We start from the raw sequence: 25,998 nt of genomic DNA on the forward strand, positions 1-25,998 counted from the left end.
ATTTTTTATTTAGGACTGCAAATATAGGGGCTTAAATCTCTAATTACAAACAAAGTATACTATTTATTGTAAAATTTAACCCAAACGCTTCACAAATGTTACATAAACCGGTGACAGCGTGCTATTATTCTATCGCAGGAAGTATAAATTTGTCTAATGCACTAGGTTGAGCCATCGTCTTTTCTATGTCTGCGACGGTGCGCGGAGCCAACTTTGAGAGGTTTTCCCAGCCTTTGTTTGTGATCAGAATATTATCTTCTATCCTTACCCCGATGTTCCACCACTTCTTGTCGCAGGGGCTGCCTTCCGGAATGTAAATACCCGGCTCTACTGTTATAACCGTGTTATGCTTAAAAGCACCGTAAGAACCCGGATCGTGCACGTCCAGGCCCAGGTAATGCGAAGTACCATGCGGGAAATAACGTCGCACTTCAGACTTATCTTTTATGATGCCCAGCTTTAGCAGGCCGTTGGCAATCACCTCCTCTGCTGCTTCGTGCGGCGCCTGAAAATCATTACCTACTTTGCAGGCGGCAAAAGCTGCTTCCTGTGCTTTATAAACCAGTTCGTAGATCTCTTTCTGCTCTTTAGTGAATTTACCGTTGGCTGGCATGGTACGGGTAACATCAGCAGTATAGCCTTTATACTCTGCCCCTACGTCCATCAGCACAAGGTCGTTTCCTACTGTTGGCTTTTTGCTTTCTATGTAGTGCAGCACGCAGGCATTTTTACCGGCGCCAACTATAGAAGGATACCCGACATGCTGGGCGCCATACTTTTTGTGCACAAATTCGTGAATACCCTGTAACTCCATCTCCGACATTTTCGGGTGCATGGCTTTCATCACCTCTATCTGCCCTTGCGCAGAAATGTTGATGGCTTTGCGCAGTAACTGTAATTCCAGTTCTGTTTTTACCTCGCGCAGGCCTGCCATGGCTTGCCCTAAAGTATGGCCATCAAGTTTGCTATTTGGTGTTGTTGCTACCGCCTTTACGCGGCTACGGGCATCAGCCGACTGCAAGTAACCATTCAGATATTTATCTTGTCGCAGCGCTGGGTAGTATTGCATTATCTGGCCCAGGTAAGCTTTTATTTCTTCAGGCTGGCCCGATCCCTGCTCACGCACAATACGATACAGCATGTTGCGCTGCGCATCAAAATCAGCCGGCACTTTAACCTTACTCTTAAACTGTTGCAATAAACTGTATAGGTCGGCCTCATCAGCAGCATCGTCGCGCACATCGTAAGGCAGTTCCTTAAATAGTATATGCTGCAGGTTGGCAGTGTCCAGTTTAAGCGTGGCAAAAGCTGTATTAGGCTGTGTGGCTATTCCTGTTGCAGAGGCTGCGCCTTCTACGCCCAGGCGTTCTCCGTTCCAGAGTTCCGCCTGCGGGTCACGGGGCTGTACAAACAACATTTCACTTATCCGCTTACCATTTATACTTTGTGGCTCCGAGAAAAGTACCAGCACCGCATTTGGCTCATTATACCCTGTCAGGTAGTAAAAATCGGGATCGGGATGGTAATAGTAATCTACATCGTTAGCGCGGTTGCGAACAGGAGAGGCAAAAAAAACAGCAACGGAGCGAGCCGGTAACTGCTTGCGCAGTTGCTCTCTCCGTTGCTGATGAAATGTTTTATCTAAAGTATCAGATGGCTTATCCGGGGTAGCACGTATCTGGGCTGAGGCAGCAGTTATACTTGCCCAAACCAGCAGCACGCACAGCCGGAAGGCTGCCATTAGTACAGGATATATCCTTGCTCTACTGCTTTCTTCAATACTGCTGTGATACCGTTCTTGTTGATGGTTCTCAAAGCAGATGTAGAAACTTTAAGAGTTACCCATGCATCCTCTTCCGGGATGTAGAAACGCTTCTTCTGAAGGTTTGGATAAAACTTACGCTTCGTTTTATTGTTAGCGTGAGATACGTTGTTACCTACGCGTGGTCTTTTTCCTGTAATGTCGCAAACTCGTGCCATCTTGTATTTTCTTCTAAATTATTTCAATAGGGGTGCAAATATCTGCAAAAAGATACAGAAATTCAAAAGCATAGGAAATATTTTTCCTCTAATTGTGTATTCCGGCCTGTGCAGGCGCATTTTCGACACAAATTTTATACTTGCTTCTGCTCTTCCGAAACGATCTTACCCTTCTTAAAGCCATAAGGACAATGCTTGCAGGCATTCTTGCAGCAGTATCCCCGCTTTTGCAGATATTTAGCCGTCAGCACCATCAGTCTGTGCTCGTTAAAGTAAAAATCCTCCCCCTCTGTTAGCTTCTGACTCACGTTATATCGGTTATTGGACTACAAATAACGCCATTTAACAAACAATTGCCAAAATCAGCATCGCTAAAACCGGGCAGGCTTCGTACATATTTACTTTCGTAAAGCGTTATACTTTAGAGCGCTACCTATTTATACTTTAACAGATTAAGCCTATGCCAACATACAGCACATTTGCAGAGGCAGTTTGCTCCATGCGCGATCGCGGGTTCACCCATACTTTCACTATTCAGAAGCAAGCGCTTTACTGCTCAGAGCTAAACAAAACCATTGAACCGGAAAAGCTGATACTGGTAGAGCAGCACCATGTAAAGGTGGATGGGCTTGAAAACGAAGAGCGTGATGTGTACGGTTTTAAAACTGACGAGAATGTTTTTGGCCTCATGACAAGCACCTACGCCACCTATGACCCTGAGGGCTTTAACAACATTTTCAGGCGTTGCAGAAAGCCCCGGAACAAGTAAAGCTAAACCAGGCTTTGGAGAACAGGTTTTAAAAGAGGTTCTATTTCACTATTTTTACAACAATAAATTAAAGCATCTGTACTTATACTATGCTGTTGCCACTTGCGCACAACAGCCGTATGAAACAGAAAACCCGATAAAGATAAACTATGAGTACGCAGACAATTACCTCGAGCCAGCAGGCCATCGATACAGAACACAAGTATGGCGCGCACAACTACCACCCCCTACCTGTAGTGCTTAGCCGCGGCGAAGGCGTGCACCTTTGGGATGTGGAGGGCAAGCATTACTTTGATTTTCTATCTGCCTACAGCGCCGTGAACCAGGGGCATTGCCATCCTAAAATTGTAAATGCCCTGATAGAGCAGGCACAGCAGCTAACGCTTACTTCACGCGCTTTTTATAACGATAAGCTGGGTGTTGCCGAAAAGTATATCTGCGAGCTTTTTAACTACGACAAGGCTCTTTACATGAACTCCGGTGCCGAGGCCGTGGAAACAGCCATTAAGCTTGCCCGCAAATGGGGCTACCTTAAAAAAGGCATCGCACCGCACAACGCCGAGATCATTGTAGTAGAGCATAACTTCCATGGACGTACTACCGGCATTATCTCTTTTTCTACAGACCCGGACTCTACGAAAGGCTTTGGCCCATATATGCCAGGCTACAAGGTTATACCTTATAATGACATCGACGCGCTGGAGCAGGCCCTGAAAGAGAACCCGAACGTTTGCGGGTTTATGGTAGAGCCAATCCAAGGTGAAGCAGGTGTTGTAGTGCCTGACGAAGGTTACCTGGCTAAAGCCCACGCGTTGTGCAAAGAATACAGTGTGCTGCTGATGGCCGATGAAATACAGACAGGTATTGGACGCACCGGTAAACTACTTGCCAGTTATTACGATGATGTAAAAGCCGACATACTTATACTTGGCAAAGCATTGTCTGGTGGTGTGCTGCCGGTTTCCTGCGTGCTGGCTAACGATGATATCATGCTTTGTATACAGCCAGGTGAGCACGGTTCCACGTTTGGAGGCAATCCACTGGCAGCGCAAGTAGCCGTTGCTGCCTTAGATGTTATTAAAGAAGAGAACCTGACAGAAAATGCAAATAAACTAGGCGAGGCATTTAGGGAGCGCATGCGCAACCTGATGGTTAAACGCCCTGAACTGGTAACACTTGTTCGTGGCCGGGGCTTGCTTAACGCCATTATTGTAGAACCAACTGCCGATGGCCGCACCGCTTGGGATGTGTGTGTTAAACTAATGGAAAAGGGTCTGCTTGCAAAACCAACGCACGGCGATATTATCCGCTTTGCCCCTCCGCTGGTAATGACAGAAGACCAACTGCACGAGTGCTGTGATATTATTGAGGATGTGATTCTGAATTTTTAAAGTATAAAATACTTATTTATCTAGAAAGGCGAGGCTGTAGTGGCTTCGCCTTTTTTGTTTGACCGCAGATTAAGGGGATTTGATTGATTAGATGGATTTCTTCTACACCTGATCCAACCACCCCTGTTCCTCTCCCGAAACAATTTCAGAATCTTCGGCTTGTTTAAGGCGGGGAATTTATACTACTACTTATTGTGTCATCACAATAGCATCTGCCTCTCCCTTTTGTCATCCTGCAAGGATCTTGGTAGAAAAAGAGGGCCCCTACCCCCGGAGGTTAAGCAGAGACTACAGCGCAAAACACACCCCTGCCCCTCCTCGGAGCATGGCCGTTTCATTCTCTTATTTCTCCTTTCGCTGGCGCGGGTTTGCAACCCGTGTCCTACCTATGGTGTCGGATTTGTAATCCGACTGGGCCAGAGGCTCACGCTATAGCCAGTCACGAGCGAGGACGCTCGCGCCATAAGTATTGAATTAACAGAATGAAACGGCCCTGCTCTCAAGAAGGGAATTCTTGCTTTTGCTAAAGTATAAGTTTCATAGCCTCGGACAGGTCGCGACCTGTCCCTACAAATACACAATTTATACTTTGCTTTAAGTTGAAAACAGCATCTGCCGAAGAGGTTCAGGCCCAGCCTTTGCGAGAGCAACCAACAATCAACAATTAAATCGTACCTTTGCGGCAACTTGATTTTGAATAATTTCTGTAACAGAATTTATACTTATGAACAGAAGACCAAGACGTAACCGCCAATCGGAGGTGATCAGGAACATGGTGCAGGAAACCTCCCTGAGCCTGAACGATTTTATCTATCCGCTTTTTATCATAGAAGGCCAAAACCAACGCATCGATGTGGCCTCTATGCCCGGAATCGCACGATTTTCCACTGATACACTTTTAGATGAAGTCCACAGCTGCGTAGAATTAGGCCTTAAAACATTTGCCCCTTTTCCGAGCATCCCTGAGTCGTTAAAAGATAAATATGCAACCGAAAGCCATAACCCGGACGGACTTTTCCCGAGAGCTATCCGCGAGATAAAAAAGAACTTTCCGGAGGTGGTGCTGATGACCGACGTTGCCATGGACCCTTACAGCTCTGACGGACATGATGGAATTGTGGAGAACGACGAGGTCATTAACGACGAGACGTTGGAAGTATTGGGTAAAATGGCACTGGTACAGGCCCAGGCCGGTGCTGATATTGTTGGCCCTTCTGATATGATGGACGGACGCGTGGGCCATATACGCAGGGTGCTGGACGAGAACGGCTTCACCAAAACAGGCATTATGGCTTATACGGCTAAGTATGCCAGTGCTTTTTACGGCCCTTTCCGCGATGCCCTGGACTCGGCTCCCAAAAAAGGTGATAAGAAAACCTACCAGATGAATCCGGCCAACAGCCGCGAGGCCCTGATTGAGGCAGAACTGGACACTGCTGAGGGCGCAGACTTCCTGATGGTAAAACCCGCTTTGGCTTACCTGGATGTAATTAAAATGCTCCGCGAAAACTCTCACCTGCCTATTGCAGCCTATAACGTAAGCGGCGAGTATGCCATGATAAAAGCCGCTGCCCAAAATGGTTGGTTGGATGCCGAAAAAGGTATGGTCGAAGTGTTGCTCAGTATTAAGCGAGCCGGCGCCGATATTATACTTTCATACTTTGCCAAGGAGTTTGCTCAGTACCTGAAAAAGTAATACTTACTTTTGTAAAATATAAAAGCATAGACGCCCTGGTAAACACTGGGGCGTTTTTATTTTTATCTCTCCCGCATCATTTCCCTAACACACTACATTTCTCTAAAACAAGAATTCTGATCTCAAAAGTAAGAAACACGGAACTGCTTTGCCTTTATTAGCATTTTGTTATAAATTGAGAGATTATTACATCTACCCAATCACATTTTTATGAGAAGATTAAGCCTATGGCTTGTTGTTGCAGCAATGGCAACAGCCACAACGGCGTTTGCACAGCGTGGCGTAGCACCTGCTGCCAGAGCCAATGTAAAGGAGTTGGACCGCATAGCCGTGGCAGCAGAAAAAGATTATAAGGCCAGTCGTAGTAAAGCGTTGCAACTTGCCAAAAAGAATGGCTGGGTAGTTGAGAAGACTTATGCTGATGGTACTTTTATATCATTACAGGGGCTTGATGCCAAAGGCATGCCCATTTATTACATTACTTACAATAACACCAGGGCTGCTGCCTCTGTAGGCACATCCGAACTGTGGGCCGGTGGCTCGCTTGGCCTTAGCCTGAGTGGCGCAGGCACTGCCGTTGCCGAAAAGCTGGGTGTTTGGGATGGCGGCCGTGTAAAAGAGTCTCACCAGGAATTGACAGGGCGTGTTGTTCAAAAAGACAATCCATCCTCTTCAAGTGAGCACGCTACCCACGTGGCTGGCACTATGATGGCCAAAGGAGTAAATCCATTGGCAAAGGGAATGTCGTTTGGGCTCCAAAAGCTGATGGCTTACGATTTTAACAATGATGCTTCGGAGATGGCTGCAGCAGCCAGTGATCTGCTTGTGTCGAACCACTCGTATGGCTCCATTTCAGGATGGCGCTATAATTCCGATCGAAAAGGAACCACAGAAGACCCTTACTGGGAATGGTGGGGCGATACAGACATCAGCTCTACAGAAGATTATAAATTTGGCTACTACAACGAATCAGCATCCCGCTGGGACCAGATTGCCTATAACGCGCCTTACTACCTGATCGTAAAATCTGCGGGCAATAACCGCGTGGAAAATGGCCCTGCCGTTGGCCAGCCATACTACCAGCGCGACAATGCCGGAAAATTCACTAAAATAGCAAGCCGCCCTGCAAACATAAACAGCAACAATGGCTTTGATATTATCTCAACATACGGCACTGCCAAGAACATCCTTACAGTAGGTGCAGTAAATCCGATTTCGGAGGGATACAGAGATACCTCTGATGTGGTTATATCGTCTTTCAGCAGCTTTGGCCCAACCGATGACGGCCGTATCAAGCCTGACCTGGTAGGAAACGGGGTATCTGTAATGTCTACCTCCGACAAGAGTAACACAGCTTACACGACACTTAGCGGCACATCTATGGCTGCACCCAATGTATCTGGCAGCTTACTCCTGCTACAAGAGCATTACGCTAACTTAAATAACGGCAAGGTAATGCGCGCCGCTACTTTAAAAGGCCTGGCTATACATACTACCGACGAAGCCGGCAAAACTCCTGGCCCGGACTATAAATTTGGCTGGGGACTTTTAAATGCCAAACGTGCCGCCTCAGTAATATCAAACACTAACAACACAAACATTATCCAGGAAAACACGCTGGCACAAGGCCAAACCTATACGTACCAGGTTACTGCCTCTGGTTCCGGTCCATTGGTTGTTACCATCTCCTGGACCGACCCGGAGGCCACCGCTATCGCAGTTGGCTCAAGTGCATTAAACAACCGCACTGCACGCCTGATAAACGACCTGGATGTGCGTGTAAGCAAAGGCACTACGGTTTACCAGCCCTGGGTGCTTGATCCGCTGAACCCGGCAAGCGCTGCCACTACCGGTGATAACAAACTAGACAACGTAGAGCAGGTAAATATAATGAATGCCGTACCCGGCGAAACGTATACCATTACAGTAAAACACAAAGGCAATTTGCTTAAAGGACCACAGGCATACTCTATGATCGTGAGCGGCGTGGGCGGCACAGCTGTTTGCGAAAGCAAGGCTACTTCAGACCAGGGAACACAGATCACGACTGTAAAGCTGGGCAATACATTCTATAACTTTGTAGGGGGCTGCAGAACTTACATGGACCTGACAGACAGAATATTTGTGTTTGAGCCGGGACAGGAGCAGGAACTACGCCTCGAAATAGGCACCTGTACTACCGATGCCGCCAAAGTAGCCAAAGTATACATAGACTGGAACGGCAATGGTAGCTTTACCGATACCGGCGAGGAAGTAGCTGCTTCAGCAGTTTTAAGTGGAAATACAACTTTTACGGCTGCTATCACGGCTCCGACCACTGTACAGGCAGGTACTTCGGTACGTATGCGGGTGGTGGTGCAGGAAACAAGCAATATTGCAGAAGTAACACCGTGTGGCACCTACAATAGAGGCGAAACACAGGATTACCTGGTTCAGTTTGAGCTGCCTAAAACAGATGTGGGAATATCGGCAATATTACCTGCAGGCGCTTCGCTGTGTGCAAACCCGGCACAGAAAATCGTGGTAAACATCAAAAACTTTGGCACAACTCCGCAAGGCAATATTCCGGTTACAGTTCGCATACTAAAGGGCAACGTTGAGATCAAGCAAATTCCTTATACTTATACGGGTACACTGCAGCCTTACGGCCAGGCCGAAGTATTGCTAAACGAAACATTCGCCACAGAGGCAGGCGCTACATATGAGCTTATAGCTACATCCGGCTTGCAAGGCGACCCGGTAGAAAACAACAACCGCATGGTGCGCGCCTTTACCGTAGGAACACCTGCCGGCACCCCATCAGATGCATCTGCCTTCCGCTGCGGCACCGACCCGAACTACGCGCTTTCGGCTACAGGCAACGGTGCCATCTTCTGGTATAACTCAGCTACAGGTACTACTCCTATCGCAGCCGGAAACCAGATTTTAGTACCAGCCAGCCAGATAAATGGTAAACTTTATGCAGCATTCAATGATTTTGCCGGAACAATAGGGCCTGCTAATAAAAAGTTTGCCACCGGTGGCGGTTACAACACCTTTACTCCGGATGTTATCATCAACACCAAAGCGCCTGTACTTTTAGAAAGCGCCAGGCTATACATTGGCCACAGTGGCAAAATAACCTTTACTGCATTTAACGAAGAGGGAGCTCCTGTATCGGCCAAAACATTGTATGTTACGGCTACACGCACTACTCCTGCACCAGGTGTGCAACCCGACGATCCTAACGACCAGGGGGCAGTATATTACTTAGGCTTGGAATTGCCAGAAGCTGGAACTTATAGAATTGCCATTTCATATGAACAAGGCGCTACCATCTTCAGGAATAATGCCGGAGTGACAGGTTATCCATTCCAGGTGGGTAATGTAGTAGCTATAACAGGTAACACAGCTACTACTACCTCAGAAGCTTTTTACTATTACTTCTATGACATGAAGGTGCGCGCACTTGGCTGTGCCGGACCACGTATAGAAGCCACGATAAAAGGTGGGGTTCCACTGGAAAGACCAGTTATCTCACGAGATGGCCAGACATTGGTTTCCAGTGCGGCAGCGGGCAACCAGTGGTACAAAGACGACAAACCAGTAGAGGCTGCAACAGGCAAAGTTTTTGCCCCAACCGAAAGCGGAAACTATAGTGTTAAAGTATTTAAAGATGGCTGTATCTCTGAGATGTCCATGGCTTACAACTTCTCGTTTAAACCGGGTATCCGCGAACTGGGGACCGAACTAATAGTATCGCCAAATCCTACTACAGGGCGCTTCAGGTTTGAGCTGGAAACAAGCCAGACCGAGGACATTACATTTGAGGTAGTGGACATAATGGGCAACTTTATACTTTCCGGCGAGGTTAAGAACTATTACGGCCAGTACGAAGGCTTTATAAACTTAAGCGACAGAGCTTCCGGCCTGTATATCTTCAGGTTGCGCCACGGGAACAAGTCTTACTCCGAGAAAATACTGGTGCAGCATTAAGCCTGGCTAAAGCAAGTATAACAACAAATATAAACCAAAGCCCCGGCATGCGTGCCGGGGCTTTGGTTTATACTTGCAATTCAGGATCTATTCTTTAATTTGGCTTTATGAAGCAAATCCTACTATCACTTTGCCTGCTGTTTATACTTGCCTGCGCCAGACAGCCGTACCAGCTAAGCAGCTCACAGCAATCGTTCTACAAAAGTATGGCCAGCCATTGCGGCAAGTCTTATGCAGGCAAGGTAATCTTTCCTGCAGATGGCAAAGACCCTTTTGCCGGCAAGCCGTTAACCATGCATGTTGCCAGCTGCTCCGATACCACTATCCGTATCCCTTTTCATGTGGGAGAGGACAAGTCCAGGACGTGGGTACTGCGTAAAACAGAAGAAGGCCTGCAACTTAAGCATGATCATCGCCACGAAGATGGTACTCCGGACGAGATAACCATGTATGGCGGCATAGCACTTGCCTCTGATGATAAAATGGAGCAGCGCTTCCCGGCAGATGCCCATACAGCGCAACTTATACCTGCCGCCGCCACTAATGAATGGACACTTGCCCTGAGCCCCGACGGAAAAACTTTCAGCTACATTCTAAAGCGCGATAACCAACTCCGTTTCCGGGCAGATTTTGATCTGACCAAACCACTCTAAGTATAACCTATACTTTAAAATATAAAGTACCACACGAGTACCAATAAACAGCAAAGCCGAGGCAAGTTTTGCTCCGGCTTTGCTGTTTTATACTTTCAGCCTCTTATGACTTTCTGAGCTTGTTCCTTATTGTGAGGTAATCAATAAAGTAAAGTATCTTAACCGAGAGCGAGTTAGTCTGCGGGGTAGACATCGTACGGGAGAAGTTATCAAAGTACCTGGTCTCTATTTGCTGCCCGCTTTCGAGGATGGCGTTTTTCCAGACAATGCTTATTTCGCTGCCCGGGGCAAACCACCACGAATACACCATGTCCACATTAAAAGCATTATAGTTGATGTTGTGGTTCCTACCGGCAAATCTATCGTTGTATCCTTGTGGGTATACATCCGGCTCAAGCTGCCCTTCTGGTGTCAGGTTATAGAAGCGTTTATACTCTGCACTCGACCAGTAATGCCGCACCCTAAGCGTAACCGACATCTTATTGTTAAAGATGTAGCTCCCCGACAACGTGTTTGATGTAGTAAGCACCTCACGCAGCCCGAAAATAACTTTACGCTCCTTATCGTCATCGTTCGCAAGGTCCGGGTCGAAGCTATTGGCATACCCTATATCATCATATTTTAAGTTGCGGCTAAAATTATAGTTGAACGACAGTTGGTTGTTTACCCGGTAGCGCGGAGAAATTGAGTAGTTAATGTTATGTCTTTTGTTTTCGTCAAAAGCCCGGTAACTCGTGTTCACATCTAAAGCAAATTTTTTGCGATAGTCCGTGGATACCCACGTGCCTATACTATTATTAACCGGAAACTCATAGAAATGGCCTGCTACACGCGGTTCAAAAAAATCATTTGTCTTTACCGGCTCCAGGTTAGCCCAAATACCGGCATTCCAGAAATTCTTAAACTGCCCTTGCAGGTTAGTATAAATTACAAAATTCTGGAAAGTGCTCGGCTCATACCTGCGCTCATAAACAGCACCGATATTACTGTACATGTTCAGGAGCTTCCAGAAAGGCTTATAGATGTTATACTGTAAATGTAGGTTCTCCTCAATACTGTTCGGAGTAAACAAGATGCCCAGGTCATTGGGGTTATAGGTATCGGACTCTACTGTATGGCTGTAATTGTATGTGAAGTTTCCGCTTACTTTTCCTACTCTGAGATTGTACATATAGCCCAGATCGGTATTGTCTGAGAAGTAGCGCTGGCTCAGGGCTGCCTTACCGTTTATGGCATATTTGTTCGCTTTGTTTGCAAACCTGAACACAAGGCCGGTCAGGTTGGCGTCGTAGGTGCTACCCTGCCGCATTACATTCGTGTTTACCAGTGTAACAAAAGAGTTGTTTTTAAGAGACTGGTCCAGCACCGTAATGTTGTAATTTGTAAGCGGCTGCGTTTCTACCTCCAGCCTGTTACCCTCCTCGTTTTCGAGAGTAGCGTATTGCCGGCCCACTACTGCATTAAAAACGCCAACTCCCAGCCCAGACTCCGTACGGCCTGAGATCTTTGTGCCGTTGATCATTTTAGTTTCGCTGGGATTTTCGATCACTCTGTAACCGGCATACTTCACCTTAGTATCTATAAAAGAATTTACCGGCCTGCCCCCGATACGGCGTGAATAGAAAAACCCTCCTTTATTGAACAGCTCTGTACCCTCCATAAAAAACGGACGGTTCTCATTAAACTGAATCTCAAACGGGGAAAGGTTAAGCACCTGGTTATCCGACTGCACCTGGCTAAAGTCCGGGATCAGGGTCATGTCCAGCGTAAAGGCGTCGTTGATGCCATACTTCAGATCCAGACCGCCACTAACATTAAAATCCTGTTTATAACCTATTTCTTCAGAATCGTTCTTTGTGTAAGGATAACTATTTGTAAATGCCGAAATGTATGGAGAGAGGGATAAACGCAGGGGAGCCTCCACATTTTTGATTCCGGTAAGTTTACCCCATTGGTTCACAAAACCATTTTTGGCAGGATCCACGTAGTTCCAGAAAAAGCCTTTACGTGTAGATTGCCTGTTACGCATAAAGTTAAGCCCCCATAGTTGTTCCGGCTTACTGCTAAAACGTATAGCCGAATAAGGTATCTTAAACTCTGCTACCCAATTAGTACCATCTAATTTTACATTACTCTCCCACACTGCATTCCAACTAAAATCTTCGCCGTTGGAAGAGTAACGGGCATCCAACTGCACACCGGCAGGTGTAACAAAGAACCCGAAACCGTTTATCTGATCATGGTATGTATCCAGAAAGATGCCAAACCAATCAGAGTTGCCTAAGTTATCGCGGCGGCCCAGTTCTTTAAAGATACTGTCCTGCGACACATCGTGCATGATGGCACCTACATAAATAGCTTCGTCATCGTAAAGTATACGCACTTCTGTTTTATGCCGCTCCATGGGGCCTGGAGTAGGCCTGTTCTGAATAAAATCAGTGGCTATTTCGGCGCTTTGCCAAATGGCCTCGTCAAGCGTGCCGTCTATTTTTGGCGGCTCTGTTATTCGCAGGGTATTAAGCTGCTTTTGAGGATAGTTATATTCTTTTTTTTGCTCCTGCGCAGTGGCTGTAAAAGAGATGCAGGAGGCAAAACAAAGGAAAAGAACAAATAGCTGCTGCGTTATACGCATCAGGAGTAATGGTTTTTTCATAGTTAGGCAAATACCAGGCGTACAGTATGTGAAACAAAGTATAGTAATAGATAATCCCCGGGCAGCAATGGTTGCTTCAACCTGAAAATTTTTTATTATCCTTTATTTTCAGGCTGCAAAGTATACTTTTAAAACATCATAAAACTTTATACTAGACGTATAGCCCATAACATCAGATATAATGCCTTTAAAACCGGTTAGGGCAACTTCGGGAAGACTGGCTCAGAGATGTTGACGTACTGTGGTTGGGCTGTTGCAGATAAGTATAAAGTATAAAAAAGGCGCTACCCTTATAAGAGCAGCGCCTTTTGTCTTTGTTAAAGTATAAACTAAAGGTCTTCTTCGCGCACCAGCATCAGCACTGCCGACTGTGGCACGATAAAGTATTTCTCGCTGAGATAGTTGATCTCGATGGCATCGCGTTGCAGATAAATAGCCAGGTCGCCTTCCCTGGCCTGAAGCGGAATGTATCGCACTTCCTCTTCTTCCTGCCCAAAGGCCTCCTCATCAAAACCAAAATCGGCAGACACAGGGTATCCCGGGCCTACTTTCATGATGTACCCTTCCTGCACCTTCTCTTTTTCCTGCACACCCGGCGGCAAGTATAAACCGCTTTTGGTTTGCTCTTTAGAAGACTTTGGCTTTATCAGCACCCTGTCTCCTACTATAATGATCTTCTCCAGTTTATTCTTTTCAGAAATCCTCATGGGCAATGTATGCATATTAAAGGGGATCTGCTGTTACTTTAAATCGCATGTTGGCTTTAATTGTCACGTCTTTGGTTACAGCCTTTGCCAGTGTGGCACGGGTACCAATTGTATACGTGTCGCCTTTAATGTACTCATCCAGCTTTGCGTTGGTAGAGGTCAGTTCTATTTTGCTCACGTTCTGCGGCACCTGTTCCAGGTAGGCAATTTTAATCTCTGGCTTGCCTTCTGCAGAGATATAGATCTCTATTTTTTTCAGGAAGTTAAAGTTCTCCGTCTGTGGGTCTGTAATAACCAGTTCAAGTTTATTCAGGGTAACATCCTTTACCAACTCGGCCTGGGTTTTATTGTTTTTGAAATTTTCGCTGGAGTTAGTTGTAACCGGAATAGGAGAGATTGGCGCTACAGTGCCAACCGGAAAGTATGATTTTATTACAATTTCCTCATCGTGGTTGATGTAAAATGTAAGCAGGTCGTCTATTTTTTCGCAGGCCACTGATGCAAAAGCCACAAGTGCTATAAAGGCAAAAAATAATCGTTTCATAAACTAATAAGGATGATAAAAACTACATAAAATATAAATACGGCAGGAAAAGCAAGTACAAACTGCTTAGCCTGCCGCAAATTTACAAAATCCTGATTGGATTAATCAAACATATCTCCTTTTCGGATGGTACCACTGCCGTGCTCGTTCCAGCTCATCGGGTAATTCTGGTCCATGTACTGCACCGCATCCTCTGTTAAGTATAACGGCTTGAAGGTATCAATCATTACAGCGTACTCGTGCGTTTCCTTTTTACCTATACTTGCTTCTACTGTGCCCGGGTGCGGGCCATGCGGTATGCCACCAGGGTGCACTGTAAACGAAGCCCTGTCTACACCTTTGCGGCTCATAAAATCGCCTTCTACATAGTATAGCACCTCATCGGAGTCTACGTTGGAGTGATTATACGGCGCAGGTATAGAATCGGGGTGGTAATCGAACAGGCGCGGCACAAAAGAGCAGATAACAAAGTTATGCGCTTCAAAGGTCTGGTGTACCGGAGGTGGCTGGTGTATGCGGCCTGTTATTGGCTCAAAATCCTTAATGTTAAAGGCATAAGGGTAAAAGTAACCGTCCCAACCCACAGCATCAAAGGGACTGAAATCGTAATAAAACTGGTGTAGCTCCCCTTCTTTTTTAACCTGTACCAGGCGTTCACCTTTTTCGGTCTCGGTGATCAGCTCAACCGGAGGGCGCATGTCGCGCTCACAGAATGGCGAGTGCTCCAGCAACTGCCCAAAGTGGTTTCGGTAGCGGCGCGGCGTCTCTATCGGGCTAAACGATTCTATAACCAGCAGCCTTACCTGTCCCTCATCAAACCTGAACTTATGGATAACCGTGCGCGGAATAACGAGGTAATCGCCGGGGCCAAACGGAATGCGGCCCATCTGAGTAAGCAGATCACCAGTACCATCGTGCACAAACACCACCTCATCGGCCTGGCCGTTTTTATAGTAGTAGTCCATTTCGCGCTCCGACGGGTTGCAAATGCTGATAGCCACATCGCTGTTAAAGAGCATGGTTTTGCGGGCATCCAGGTAATCGGAGCCGGTGGTTTCTACATGCAACATGCGCAGGTGATGTGGCTGCAGCTTTATACCTTCTGCTTTTTTAGGTGCGAAGGGTTTAGGCTCGCCAATGCGGCTCATCTGGGTAGGTGGGTTAATGTGGTATAGCAGCGACGAAACACCGCTAAAGCCTAACGTTCCTACCAGCTGCTCCGCATAAAGAGAGCCATCCGGCTGTCGGAACTGTGTATGTCTTTTATGCGGGATCTCTCCCAGCTTATAATAATATGCCATACTTTGGATGCTATATTAGTTCAGGTTCTGTAAAAGTGCCTTGCTTGGGGCAATTTACAAAAGTATACTTATACTTGATGACTTATGAGCCTCCCTTTGCCAGGCGCTGTGCCCGGCTGAAGTGCTTCAATGCCTCCTGAAACTCTTCGTCCTGCTCGTGCAGCACCGGGAAGAAGCCCTTGTTTCCGTACAGGCTACGCCCAATAAATGCTTTCAGATTGTTACGGATAAGTTCTTTAGATCGGCCATACTCTGCTCCGTTATACTTTACACCTGCTTTGTTAGCCATCTGCACTACATCCTGCAACATCTTATCAGTAACCACAAAGTCTTTGTTAAATTTTTCGAAGGTCATCTTCTCCAGTGTTTTGCGGTTGTCGCGGTAGTAGTTCAAGGTATACTCCCTGATAATATTGTTGTTATACAGCTGGCTCAGGTACTGTGTCATAGCCATAGTATCGCGGGGTACAAACACATCGGGCATAATACCACCACCACCGTAAACTGCGCGTCCTTTAGCAGTTTTATACTTCAGCGAATCTACAAACAAGCTGCTGTCCGGATGGAAGTACTCGCCGTTTTCGAAGCGGTTAAGCATATCCTGCTGATACTCTTCAGGTTTACCACTGTAAGGCTTCTGAATGGAGCGGCCACTTGGCGTGTAGTAGCGCGAAATGGTAAGGCGAAGCTCTGAGCCATCGTTCAGCGGGATCGGCATTTGCACCAGGCCTTTGCCAAACGAACGTCGTCCTACAATCAGGCCGCGGTCATTATCCTGCAGGGCACCGGCCACAATCTCAGAGGCAGAGGCGCTGCCTTCGTCCAGAAGCACGATTACTGGACCGCTTTCAAAATCGCCTTTGGTACGGGCAAACGTTTTGGAATCATACTTTTCGCCTTTACCATCGGTGTAAACGATCATTTTCTCGCCTGCAATAAACTCATCGGCCATGCGTATGGCGTGGTCCATGTAGCCGCCGGGGTTGCCACGCAGGTCAAGTATAAGTTGTTCCATTCCTTTTTGGCGGAGCTCGGTAAGAGCCTTCTTAAACTCCTCGTAAGTAGTAGACGAGAAGCGGCTAACTTTAATGTAGCCCACCTTGTTATCCACCATGTAATTTACATCTACAGAGTAAGTAGGTATTTTATTTCGGTTGATGGTAAAGCTGAGCAGTTTTTTAGAGCCTTTACGCTGTATAGCCAGGTTTACCTTAGAGCCTTTCGGACCGCGCAGACGTTTGAACACACCCTCGTTGTTAATATTTATGCCTGCTACTGTCTCCCCATCTACTTTAATGATCTTATCGCCGGCCAGTATACCTGCCGCTTCGGATGGCCCTCCACTGAGCGGGGTAATTACATAAATGGTGTCTTTAAAGATGTTGAACTCAACGCCTATGCCTTCAAAGTCGCCCTCTAAATAAGAGCGGGCCATGGCCATCTGGTCAGCGGGGATATACGAAGTATGCGGGTCAAGCTTTTCAAGCATTTTAGCAATTGCGTAGTCAGATAGTTCTTCAATGTCTACTGTATCCACATAGTCTCGGTCTATGTAACTAAGTATATCCCTGAACTTAAGGTAACTTTTGGCTGTGCCCTGCGGGTTATTTGTTGACGGCGAAAAAGTAGTGGCGCCAATCAGCACGCCCACCACCAGTGCCAGCGCAATAAACAATGGCAGCCTAACCTGAAATAGCGAGTTCCTGATTTTACCTCTCTCCTCTCCGTTTTCCATTTTTTCCATAGTATAATTTAATAGGTGTGGCCTTGCTAGCACATCAGCAAGTGCTACAATTTAATAATTTCTTGTGTGGGCGTAATCATCTATACAAGTAGAAAATTGCGAAGGTTTCGATTTTCCTTCCTCCCAACCACCATTCCTATACTTTATAACAAAAGCTTATTTAAAATAATTTTAAATAAGGCTTGCCTAATATTGATTCGGTCCTTAGCTTTGCAACACTATTTAAAATAAGTCTAAATAAAAAGAATATAAACCATGATGCTTTCTGCACTAAAACACAAAGCGTATGCCATTGTTGGATTGGCCACCTGCATAGCTATTTCTTCATGCTCTGATGACAAAGAGGAAACTCCATCTTACAACGTTCCTGAAACCTATAGCTTCGCTAATGTAGACTATTCAGGCCAGGAACAGCGTATTGCGATGCTGGGTGAAATAGACACTTATTTAAAGAGAGGTAATAACGGAGAGGCGCTGGACGCGCAGAAGTTAAAGAACATGTATGCTAACTCAAACGCACCGTACTCTGATGCAAACCTGAATGCGGCAACATCCAAGCAACTTAAAAACAAGACTATCTCGGTTGCGGTAGCAGAATTTGAAAGCATGTTTGATAAGGTAGCAGCTGCAAGCCAGTCGGCGGGCGCACTTGCCAGTAACGGTAGAGCAGGTATACTTATCTCTACCACTGACCCTTCTAAAAAATACCTGGTAGATGCGAATGGCGTAGAGTACGGACAAGTGATCTCGAAAGGATTGATGGGTGCAGTATTCTATAACCAAGTTGTAGAAGGATACCTGACGGCAGCAAAAATAGGCCCGACAGTAGACAATACTACGGTAACGCCAAATGTTGGCACCGCCATGGAACACCATTGGGATGAGGGCTTCGGATATTTCGGTGCACCAAAAGACTTCCCAACCAACACTACCGGCTTAAAATACTGGGCTAACTACAGTAATAAGGTAAATGCAGCAATCGGAAGCAACAAAACTATCATGGATGCTTTCATTAAAGGCCGTGCCGCCATCTCTGCTAAAGACATGGCCGGGAAAGATGCTGCAGCCGCTATAGTTAGAAACGAGTGGGAGCGTTTGGTGGCAGCCTCTGCCATACTTGAACTTAACGCAGCTAAAAAGAACCTGACAGACCGGTCGCTTAAGAGCCACTACCTTTCTGAGGCACTAGGTTTTGTTATGGGCCTGAAGTATAAAGGTGACCGCAAATTATCTGACGCAAAGTATAACGAGGTAATGGCAAAGATCGGTACCAACTTTTACAATACAACCGGTACGGATATCGCCGCTGCTGTGGATATTATTAGCGCTGCCTATAACCTGGACAATGTAAAAGCCCAGCTATAGTAAAAGAGAACGTTTTTAATTTTTAGAGAAGCAGCAGTTTCGACATCGCCATGTGTCCTTACTGCTGCCTTTCGCATAATAAGAAGTACAAGATGAAAGCTTTTAGAAACTATACTTTTGCCATACTTGCAGGCTTTGCCTTGCTAACAGCCTGCGGCTCAGACGGCGACTCAGGACCCAAAACAGACTATGACCGCCAGGCAATGTTGGCTAACTATGCCGATAACCTGATTGTGCCGGGTTATGAAGCGTTTAAAATAGAGTCAACCGAGTTGAGCACAGCCATTGCCTCTTTTACAGCCAACCCAACAGAGGCAACATTGGCTAATGCCAGAAAAGAGTACCTGGATGCCTATAAAGTATGGCAGGGTGTTAGTGTCTACGGATTTGGCCCTGCAGATGAGCAGATGCTGCGCACTAACCTGAACTCCTACCCAACCAGCGCCAGCAAGATTGAAAGCAATATTTCTGCTGTGTCTTATGACTTGCAGGCAGCTGCAAACTTAGATGCCAAAGGGTTCCCGGCCATGGACTACCTGCTTTACGGTAAACCAACAGATGGAGAACTTATAGTGCTTTATACTTCTGGTACCAACGCTGCTAAAAGGAAGAAGTACCTGCAAGATGTGGCAAACCTGGTAAAACAGCGCGCCGAAGCTACTTATAGCGGCTGGACCACCGGCAACTATGCCAAAACATTTAAAGAATCGGCTGGCACGGCTGTAGGCAGCGCTGTGGGCAACCTAGTTAACGAATTTAACTTTGAGATAGACCTGACCAAACGCGGCAAAGTAGGTATTCCGTCAGGACGCTTATCAGCTAACATAGCAAGGCCCGAGACAGTGGAGGCTTACTATAGCAAGAACTCACTGGAACTACTGAAGCGTGCACTAATAGCTGAGAAAGCCTCCTTTATGGGTGTAGGCCTTTCCGGCACCAACGGTCCTGGTTTAGATGATTACCTGGACCATGTAAACGCCAGGTATAACAACAACTTGCTTTCTGATGCCATTGAGGCACAGTTCGATGCTGCCATTGCAGCCATAAACGGTGTTACTGTTCCATTGTCACAGGCTGTTACCTCTAACCCGCAGGCAGTAAGCAAGCTGTATGAAGAGTTGCAGAAGCTGATCGTGCTAACCAAAACAGATATGCCTTCTGCCCTTGGCGTAGCCATCACATACAACGACAACGACGGCGATTAAAAGTATAAACCTGTGGCAGCACCTAGGCTAACATCTTACCTTACCGCACCTGTTTCTGCAGCACCGTTGGCTATGTTCCGCATTATTTTTGGCGGAATGATGCTGGCTAGTATCCTGCGTTTTATGCTGAAGGGGTGGGTAACGGATTTGTATGTGCTGCCCAAAGTATACTTCCCATACTATGGTTTTGAGTGGGTAAAGCCCTTAGGTGAGGCAGGTATGTATGCCTTGTTTGGCCTGATGGCTTTATCGGCTCTGGGCATTATGCTGGGGCTGTTTTACCGCTGGTCATCAGTGCTGTTCTTCCTGAGCTTTACTTATGTGGAGCTGATAGACAAGACCAACTATCTTAACCACTACTATTTTGTAAGTGTCGTAGCTTTTCTGATGATACTGGTGCCGGCGCACCGCCACTTTTCGCTGGATGTGCTGCGGAAGCCAGCTAGTTGGGTAAGCCATGTACCGCGCTGGGCTGTGCTTATTTTTCAATTGCAGTTGGGCTTGGTATACTTTTACGCCGGTGTGGCCAAGCTAAACCCCGACTGGTTATTGGAGGCCATGCCACTGCGCTACTGGTTGCCGGCACATACACACCTGCCTGTTATAGGGCAGCTGCTCGATAAAGTATGGGTGGCCTATCTGTTCTGCTGGTTCGGTGCTTTTTACGATCTTACCATCCCTTTATTCCTGAGCTGGCGCAAGAGCCGATTATTAGCTTATGCCACGGTGGTGGTGTTTCATGTGCTAACGGCGGTGCTGTTCCAGATCGGTATGTTCCCCTATATTATGATGGTGAGCACGTTGATCTTCTTCTCTGCCGCTTTCCATGAAGGTATACTTAACTGGCTGCGCAGCTTTGGCCGTGTGCACCTACCGTACAAGCCTGCCATTGCAAAAGTATCTTTGCAGCCTGTACTCCTAAACCTGCTGGCGCTGCATTTTATACTTCAGGTGCTGGTACCGTGGCGTTTTATGCTGTACCCCGACAAACTTTTCTGGACAGAGCAGGGCTATCGTTTCTCGTGGCGCGTGATGCTGATGGAAAAAACAGGCACTGCCTTCTTGTATGTAAAGGATCCTGAAACCGGTGGCGAGACAGAGATCAATAACCGTGATTACCTTACCGTGGCGCAGGAAAAACAAGTCTCTACACAGCCAGACATGCTCCTGCAGTTCGCACACATCATCCGTGAAGACTTTAAAAGCAAAGGTATTCCAGAGCCAGAGGTGCGCGCTGAAGTTTATGTGAGCATGAATGGCCGCGGCAGTAGGCTTTTGATCGATCCAAGTGCTAACTTAGCGGCCGAAAAAGAAAGCTTCCGGCCTAAACCCTGGATTTTACCTTTTGCAGAACAACACCTACAGCAGGAAGCTGTAGGACAGAAATAAAACAGATGTATCGCTGTACATTAACACTCATACTTTTACTGTGTAGCCTGCAATTGGCGCTGGCACAGACTTTCTCCATCTCTGGCAAAATAACAAATGCTGCCTCCGGACAGTCGGTGCCCCAGGCCGAGCTACTGCTCGTTAACACGGGCAATTTACACCTGGCTGATGCAAAGGGTAATTACCAGATCAGCAACCTTACACCGGGTACTTATACTTTAACAGCCTACAGTGTAGGGCTGGGCGCTTCTACTTTGCCTGTTACCATCAGCAACAGCAACGTTATACTTAACCTAGAGCTGAAGCCGCTAGAGGGACAACTAAAGGAAGTTAATGTAAAAGGCGAAGTGGAGAAGACCTTTGGCATTACCCGCCTTAACTCTGTAGAGGGCGCTGCCATTTACGAGGCAAAAAAGAGTGAGGTAGTCGTGCTGAACGACATTACCGCCAACCTTGCCACCAACAATAGTCGCCAGGTTTTTGGCCGCGTGGCTGGCCTTAACATTTGGGAAAGCGACGGCGCCGGCCTGCAGTTGGGTATTGGTGGCCGCGGCCTGAGCCCTAACCGCACCTCCAACTTCAATACACGCCAGAACGGGTACGACATATCGGCAGATGCATTGGGTTACCCCGAAAGTTACTACACCCCTCCTACCGAAGCCCTTGACAGAATTGAAGTAGTGCGCGGTGCTGCTTCGCTGCAGTACGGAACACAGTTTGGCGGTATGATCAACTTCGTGATGAAGGAAGGCCCGGAAGACAAACCATTTGAACTGACCACGCGCCAGACAGCAGGCTCGTGGGGCTTGTTTAACTCCTTTAACAGCATTGGCGGCACAAAAGGCAAAGTACATTATTATGGTTTTTACCAATATAAGCGCGGCGATGGCTGGCGGGAAAATTCCGGTTTTGATGCCCACACTGCCTTTGCCTCTGTACACTATAAGCCAACCGACAAGCTGGAGATAGGCGCTAATTATACGTACATGAACTACCTGGCACAACAGCCGGGAGGCTTATCAGATGCTGCCTTTGCGGCAGATCCGCGCCAATCGGTGCGCGACAGGAACTGGTTTGAAGTTAACTGGAACCTGATGGCCCTGACACTGGATTACCGCCTGGGCGAACGCACCAAGGTAAATATCCGCAATTTCGGGCTGATAGCAGAACGTAGCGCTTTGGGTTACCTCGAAAAGATCAACCGGGTAGACCCGAACACAGAGCGCCTCCTGCTGCAGGACCAGTTCCGCAACTTTGGCAATGAGACCCGCCTGATTCACCGCTACGATTTCCTGAATGCTTTTTCTACTGTGCTGGTAGGCGCGCGGTACTACCACGGCTTCACAGACCAGCAGCAGGGGTTCGGATCCGCAGCCTCGGATGCTGATTTCAGGTATTACCCCGACAACGGCAACCCTAACATCTCCGACTACGATTACCCTAGCCGCAACTTATCGTTGTTCGCAGAGAACATCTTTAACATCACACCAAAACTAAGTATAACGCCGGGCATCCGTTACGAGTGGATAAACACCAGGGCTGATGGCCGGTACGATGTAGTGAACAAAGACCTGGCGGGCAATATAATTTACGAGGAACGTGTGCAGGAAAGCCGCGCCAACACCCGCGACCTGGCACTGTTCGGATTAGGCGTCAGCTATAAGCACAGCGATAACTTTGAGGTATATGGTAACTTCTCACAGAACTATCGGGCCATCAATTTTAACGACATGCGTGTGGTAAACGCCAACATTCGCATAGACCCCAAACTGCAGGACGAGAAAGGCTACAGCGCAGATGTTGGCCTGCGTGGCGGTATTGCCGAGATCGTGAATTTTGACATCAGCCTGTTTCACCTGGTTTACGACAACCGTATTGGCCTGCAGCCAGCTAAAGACACTGTATTTTACATGAATTACCTGCTGCGCACCAACATTGGCCGTTCGCGTAACCGTGGCATAGAGACCTATGTAGAGGCAGATATGCTCAAGCTGATCTATGGTAAAGGCCACCGCAGCAGTTTATCCCTGTTCTCTAACCTTACGTTTGTAGATGCAGATTACCTGATTGAGGAGCAAGTGTTCAAAGACAAGAAAGTAGAGCTGGCTCCTGCCCTTATTGCAAAAGCCGGGGCAGCGTTTAAGCGCAACAACCTGAAGCTCTCTTACCAGTATGCTTATACTTCGGAGCAATTTACAGATGCCACCAACAGTATTTTGGAGCCTACCGCTGTGTTTGGCAAGATACCGTCTTACTGGGTAATGGACCTCTCCGGCAGTTATACTTTTAAGCGCTTTACACTGGAAACCGGCATCAACAACCTGACTGATAACCGCTATTTCACGCGCCGTGCCACTGCCTATCCTGGTCCGGGCATTATACCGTCTGACGCGCGAAACTACTATGTTACGGTGCAGTTTAAGCTGTAAAGAGTAGTAAACCTAGACGTTATTAATATAAATACTGCTATATTTAACACATACTTTAACCTAATAAATTAACCATGAAACTATCTAAACTATTTATGCCTGCGCTTATAGCCGCAGTGCCCTTCTTTTACAGCTGCGAAGAAAAAACTGACGTGGTGGAGTCTGGCACTTACCAAGGCGTGATACACGAAGTAGAGGCTGACAAAACAGAGATCTACGTTAAAACAGATGACGACAAAATGCTGGAGTTATACTTTACAGAGAATACCACGCTTGAGCACAACGGTGAAACCGTACCTTTTGAGCACCTCAAAGAAGGCGGCAAAGTAGAAGTACAGGTGGAGAAAGTAGGCAACCGCCTGGATCCTGTAGCAGTTAGAATACTGGAATAAGCATGAGCGAACCGGCCTTTTTCCGAACAGAGATCTGGCACCCGCTATCTGTGCACTTCCCGATTACCCTGCTGCTACTGGCAACGGTAATCATGGTTGTTGCACTGTTTCTGAGGGGAGACCAAAAGCTGTTCTGGCAAAAGGCCGGTTCTTATTCCCTTTATGCCGGCTGCCTTGCTGCATGGGTAGCCATTTACACCGGCGATATGGCCGACGGCATTGTATCCCGCAAGATTTGCGACCCCACTGTGCTTAAGAGCCATGAGGTTGCCGCCTTTAACCTGGCATACCTTTTCACGGGCGCAACCGTGCTCACCCTTTCCCTGAACATCATTAAGCTATACCACAAACCACTGCGTGTGCTGATAGTGTTGCTGATGCTTGCTGGCACATATTTTCTGATTGATGCAGGCCATAATGGAGTACAGGTAGTTTACCAGCAGGGCGGCGGTGTAAATGTACCGTCCTCCGACTGCAACGGCTATTAAGCCAATTCCCCTTTCAGTTTAGCTGCTAACGCCACATATCCTTCATGCAGCCTGTTTACACATGGAGCTTGCAAAGCAGCCTATACTTCCAATCACCAGCAAATTTCCTGTAGCAGCAACAGCAAGCAACAAACGGTTAAAATTCCTACCTTTGTATCTGCATTTATACTTATGGGCAGAATACTGGCAATTGATTACGGAACAAAACGTGTGGGACTGGCCGCAACAGATGTGTTGCAGATCATTGCCAACCCTTTAGAAACCGTTCATGCCAAAGATGTGTTAGCATACCTGAAGGCCTACGTACAGCGTGAGCCAGTCGAGGCCTTTGTGCTGGGCATGCCCAAGCGCCTGTCCGGTGAGGACACTCAGGCTACGCAGCATGTGGTGGGCTTCCATCGTATTTTGCAAAAAGAATTCCCCGGAATTCCGGTGCACTTAATGGATGAGCGTTTTACATCTAAAATGGCACAGGCAGCTATGCTGGCCGGGGGCCTGAAGAAGAAAGACCGCCAGGACAAAGGCACTGTAGACCGTGTAAGTGCGGCCATTATTTTACAATCGTATTTAGAAAGCAGAACCATATGATTTACCCAATCACCGCTTACGGCGATCCAGTTTTAAAAGAAGAAGCACAAGACATTCCGCAGGACTACCCTAACCTGCAGGAGTTGATCCAGGATATGTTTGACACCATGTATTATGCACACGGTGTTGGGTTGGCAGCACCGCAGATAAGCAAGAGCATACGCCTGTTTGTGATAGACTCTGAGCCGATGATGGACGAAGGCGACGAGGGAAAAGGCGTAAAGAAAGCGTTTATCAACCCGGAGATTATTGAGGAAAGCGGCGAAGAGTGGGGCTTTGAGGAAGGCTGCCTGAGCATACCTGGTGTACGTGAAACAGTTTACCGCCCTGAGCGCATTGTTATCCGTTATTTTGATGAAGAGTGGAACGAGCACGAAGACACTTATGACGGCATGACGGCGCGCGTTATCCAGCACGAGTACGACCACATAGAAGGTATACTTTTTACAGACCACCTGAACGGCCTGAAAAAACGCCTGATCAAGAACAAGCTGGCTAAGATCTCGAAAGGCGAGGTAGATGCAGATTACAAAATGAAGTTTCCGGCGCTGGCTAAGAAGCGCTAAGACTATACTTTAAAGTATAAAACCGCCTGCTACATTAATTGTGGCAGGCGGTTTTTTGTTTAAATACATACATTCCTAATATATTAGGCAACTCAACAACCATGTTTATGTATTAAAACTATTACCGCCAGCGCTTACATTTCTGAGATCTGATATGTAGCTT

General features: G+C 47.1%; 21 protein-coding genes. 13 read left to right on the top strand and 8 right to left on the bottom strand.

Annotated features, from left to right (window positions below):
• Positions 1–124 precede the first annotated feature (124 nt).
• The 3 genes from K0O23_RS03135 to K0O23_RS03145 all read right to left on the bottom strand — a co-directional run bounded on the left by K0O23_RS03135 (position 125) and on the right by K0O23_RS03145 (position 2,288).
• On the bottom strand, positions 125–1,741 hold the full coding sequence (locus K0O23_RS03135; protein WP_219875938.1) for an aminopeptidase P family protein: 1,617 nt from the start codon (positions 1,739–1,741) through the stop codon (positions 125–127).
• The gene (gene rpmB / locus K0O23_RS03140) at positions 1,741–1,980 is read right to left on the bottom strand and encodes a 50S ribosomal protein L28 (RefSeq protein WP_187068928.1); all 240 of its coding nucleotides are present in this window, start codon (positions 1,978–1,980) and stop codon (positions 1,741–1,743) included. Before rpmB ends, K0O23_RS03135 begins: the two co-directional genes overlap by 1 nt.
• Before the next feature lie 134 nt (positions 1,981–2,114).
• Entirely contained in the window at positions 2,115–2,288 is a 174-nt protein-coding gene (locus tag K0O23_RS03145) for a DUF5522 domain-containing protein (protein WP_219875939.1), read from the bottom strand.
• Positions 2,289–2,440: 152 nt separating this feature from the next.
• Here K0O23_RS03145 and K0O23_RS03150 point away from each other — a divergent pair, with 152 nt between their 5' ends.
• From K0O23_RS03150 to K0O23_RS03170, 5 genes are all read left to right on the top strand, one after another.
• Positions 2,441–2,749, top strand: coding sequence for a hypothetical protein (locus K0O23_RS03150; protein ID WP_219875940.1), 309 nt, complete (start codon positions 2,441–2,443; stop codon positions 2,747–2,749).
• 149 nt (positions 2,750–2,898) lie between these two features.
• Positions 2,899–4,140: an ornithine--oxo-acid transaminase gene (gene rocD, locus K0O23_RS03155; protein ID WP_219875941.1), complete on the top strand. Its 1,242-nt coding sequence runs from the start codon at positions 2,899–2,901 to the stop codon at positions 4,138–4,140.
• Positions 4,141–4,864: 724 nt separating this feature from the next.
• Positions 4,865–5,836 carry a porphobilinogen synthase gene (hemB, locus tag K0O23_RS03160; RefSeq protein WP_219875942.1) on the top strand — a complete coding sequence of 324 codons (972 nt, stop codon included), beginning with the start codon at positions 4,865–4,867 and terminating at the stop codon, positions 5,834–5,836.
• 210 nt (positions 5,837–6,046) lie between these two features.
• Complete coding sequence (locus K0O23_RS03165; RefSeq protein ID WP_219875943.1) at positions 6,047–9,811, top strand: S8 family serine peptidase; 3,765 nt, start codon at positions 6,047–6,049, stop codon at positions 9,809–9,811.
• 107 nt (positions 9,812–9,918) lie between these two features.
• The gene (locus K0O23_RS03170; protein ID WP_219875944.1) at positions 9,919–10,464 is read left to right on the top strand and encodes a hypothetical protein; all 546 of its coding nucleotides are present in this window, start codon (positions 9,919–9,921) and stop codon (positions 10,462–10,464) included.
• A gap of 103 nt (positions 10,465–10,567) precedes the next feature.
• Here the strand turns inward: K0O23_RS03170 and K0O23_RS03175 are convergent, their stop codons facing one another.
• The 5 genes from K0O23_RS03175 to K0O23_RS03195 all read right to left on the bottom strand — a co-directional run bounded on the left by K0O23_RS03175 (position 10,568) and on the right by K0O23_RS03195 (position 17,413).
• A complete protein-coding gene (locus tag K0O23_RS03175; RefSeq protein WP_219875945.1) occupies positions 10,568–13,117 on the bottom strand; it encodes a DUF5916 domain-containing protein in 2,550 nt (849 codons plus the stop codon).
• A gap of 329 nt (positions 13,118–13,446) precedes the next feature.
• Positions 13,447–13,824 carry a co-chaperone GroES gene (locus K0O23_RS03180; RefSeq protein WP_219875946.1) on the bottom strand — a complete coding sequence of 126 codons (378 nt, stop codon included), beginning with the start codon at positions 13,822–13,824 and terminating at the stop codon, positions 13,447–13,449.
• Positions 13,825–13,840: 16 nt separating this feature from the next.
• Positions 13,841–14,368 carry a hypothetical protein gene (locus K0O23_RS03185; protein WP_219875947.1) on the bottom strand — a complete coding sequence of 176 codons (528 nt, stop codon included), beginning with the start codon at positions 14,366–14,368 and terminating at the stop codon, positions 13,841–13,843.
• Between the two features lie 101 nt (positions 14,369–14,469).
• Entirely contained in the window at positions 14,470–15,669 is a 1,200-nt protein-coding gene (locus tag K0O23_RS03190) for a homogentisate 1,2-dioxygenase (RefSeq protein WP_219875948.1), read from the bottom strand.
• 82 nt (positions 15,670–15,751) lie between these two features.
• Positions 15,752–17,413, bottom strand: a complete 1,662-nt coding sequence (locus K0O23_RS03195) for a S41 family peptidase (RefSeq protein ID WP_394371677.1) — start codon at positions 17,411–17,413, stop codon at positions 15,752–15,754.
• Between the two features lie 255 nt (positions 17,414–17,668).
• Here K0O23_RS03195 and K0O23_RS03200 point away from each other — a divergent pair, with 255 nt between their 5' ends.
• The 8 genes from K0O23_RS03200 to def all read left to right on the top strand — a co-directional run bounded on the left by K0O23_RS03200 (position 17,669) and on the right by def (position 25,835).
• Positions 17,669–18,778 carry a DUF4856 domain-containing protein gene (locus K0O23_RS03200; protein WP_219875949.1) on the top strand — a complete coding sequence of 370 codons (1,110 nt, stop codon included), beginning with the start codon at positions 17,669–17,671 and terminating at the stop codon, positions 18,776–18,778.
• Positions 18,779–18,870: 92 nt separating this feature from the next.
• The gene (locus K0O23_RS03205) at positions 18,871–19,983 is read left to right on the top strand and encodes an imelysin family protein (protein WP_219875950.1); all 1,113 of its coding nucleotides are present in this window, start codon (positions 18,871–18,873) and stop codon (positions 19,981–19,983) included.
• 12 nt (positions 19,984–19,995) lie between these two features.
• Positions 19,996–21,372, top strand: coding sequence for an HTTM domain-containing protein (locus tag K0O23_RS03210; RefSeq protein WP_317195626.1), 1,377 nt, complete (start codon positions 19,996–19,998; stop codon positions 21,370–21,372).
• Positions 21,373–21,377: 5 nt separating this feature from the next.
• Positions 21,378–23,801, top strand: a complete 2,424-nt coding sequence (locus K0O23_RS03215) for a TonB-dependent receptor (protein WP_219875951.1) — start codon at positions 21,378–21,380, stop codon at positions 23,799–23,801.
• Between the two features lie 74 nt (positions 23,802–23,875).
• Positions 23,876–24,193, top strand: a complete 318-nt coding sequence (locus tag K0O23_RS03220; protein ID WP_219875952.1) for a hypothetical protein — start codon at positions 23,876–23,878, stop codon at positions 24,191–24,193.
• A 2-nt stretch (positions 24,194–24,195) separates the two neighbouring features.
• Complete coding sequence (locus K0O23_RS03225; RefSeq protein ID WP_219875953.1) at positions 24,196–24,681, top strand: DUF2231 domain-containing protein; 486 nt, start codon at positions 24,196–24,198, stop codon at positions 24,679–24,681.
• Positions 24,682–24,852: 171 nt separating this feature from the next.
• Positions 24,853–25,269, top strand: coding sequence for a Holliday junction resolvase RuvX (gene ruvX, locus K0O23_RS03230; RefSeq protein WP_219875954.1), 417 nt, complete (start codon positions 24,853–24,855; stop codon positions 25,267–25,269).
• Positions 25,266–25,835 (top strand): peptide deformylase, encoded by a 570-nt coding sequence (def, locus tag K0O23_RS03235; protein WP_219875955.1) that lies wholly within the window; start codon positions 25,266–25,268, stop codon positions 25,833–25,835. The genes ruvX and def overlap by 4 nt, the downstream gene beginning before the upstream one ends.
• Positions 25,836–25,998 lie beyond the last annotated feature (163 nt).

The sequence above is a fragment of the Pontibacter aydingkolensis genome, assembly GCF_019443125.1.
In the GTDB taxonomy this organism is placed as follows: Bacteria; Bacteroidota; Bacteroidia; order Cytophagales; family Hymenobacteraceae; genus Pontibacter; species Pontibacter aydingkolensis.

Coding starts and splice junctions, on each gene's coding strand:
- K0O23_RS03135 (WP_219875938.1), bottom strand. CDS start 1,741: ATGGCAGCCTTCCGGCTGTGCGTGCTGCTGGTTTGGGCAAGTATAACT.
- rpmB (WP_187068928.1), bottom strand. CDS start 1,980: ATGGCACGAGTTTGCGACATTACAGGAAAAAGACCACGCGTAGGTAAC.
- K0O23_RS03150 (WP_219875940.1), top strand. CDS start 2,441: ATGCCAACATACAGCACATTTGCAGAGGCAGTTTGCTCCATGCGCGAT.
- rocD (WP_219875941.1), top strand. CDS start 2,899: ATGAGTACGCAGACAATTACCTCGAGCCAGCAGGCCATCGATACAGAA.
- hemB (WP_219875942.1), top strand. CDS start 4,865: ATGAACAGAAGACCAAGACGTAACCGCCAATCGGAGGTGATCAGGAAC.
- K0O23_RS03165 (WP_219875943.1), top strand. CDS start 6,047: ATGAGAAGATTAAGCCTATGGCTTGTTGTTGCAGCAATGGCAACAGCC.
- K0O23_RS03170 (WP_219875944.1), top strand. CDS start 9,919: ATGAAGCAAATCCTACTATCACTTTGCCTGCTGTTTATACTTGCCTGC.
- K0O23_RS03175 (WP_219875945.1), bottom strand. CDS start 13,117: ATGAAAAAACCATTACTCCTGATGCGTATAACGCAGCAGCTATTTGTT.
- K0O23_RS03180 (WP_219875946.1), bottom strand. CDS start 13,824: ATGAGGATTTCTGAAAAGAATAAACTGGAGAAGATCATTATAGTAGGA.
- K0O23_RS03185 (WP_219875947.1), bottom strand. CDS start 14,368: ATGAAACGATTATTTTTTGCCTTTATAGCACTTGTGGCTTTTGCATCA.
- K0O23_RS03190 (WP_219875948.1), bottom strand. CDS start 15,669: ATGGCATATTATTATAAGCTGGGAGAGATCCCGCATAAAAGACATACA.
- K0O23_RS03195 (WP_394371677.1), bottom strand. CDS start 17,413: ATGGAAAAAATGGAAAACGGAGAGGAGAGAGGTAAAATCAGGAACTCG.
- K0O23_RS03200 (WP_219875949.1), top strand. CDS start 17,669: ATGATGCTTTCTGCACTAAAACACAAAGCGTATGCCATTGTTGGATTG.
- K0O23_RS03205 (WP_219875950.1), top strand. CDS start 18,871: ATGAAAGCTTTTAGAAACTATACTTTTGCCATACTTGCAGGCTTTGCC.
- K0O23_RS03215 (WP_219875951.1), top strand. CDS start 21,378: ATGTATCGCTGTACATTAACACTCATACTTTTACTGTGTAGCCTGCAA.
- K0O23_RS03220 (WP_219875952.1), top strand. CDS start 23,876: ATGAAACTATCTAAACTATTTATGCCTGCGCTTATAGCCGCAGTGCCC.
- K0O23_RS03225 (WP_219875953.1), top strand. CDS start 24,196: ATGAGCGAACCGGCCTTTTTCCGAACAGAGATCTGGCACCCGCTATCT.
- ruvX (WP_219875954.1), top strand. CDS start 24,853: ATGGGCAGAATACTGGCAATTGATTACGGAACAAAACGTGTGGGACTG.
- def (WP_219875955.1), top strand. CDS start 25,266: ATGATTTACCCAATCACCGCTTACGGCGATCCAGTTTTAAAAGAAGAA.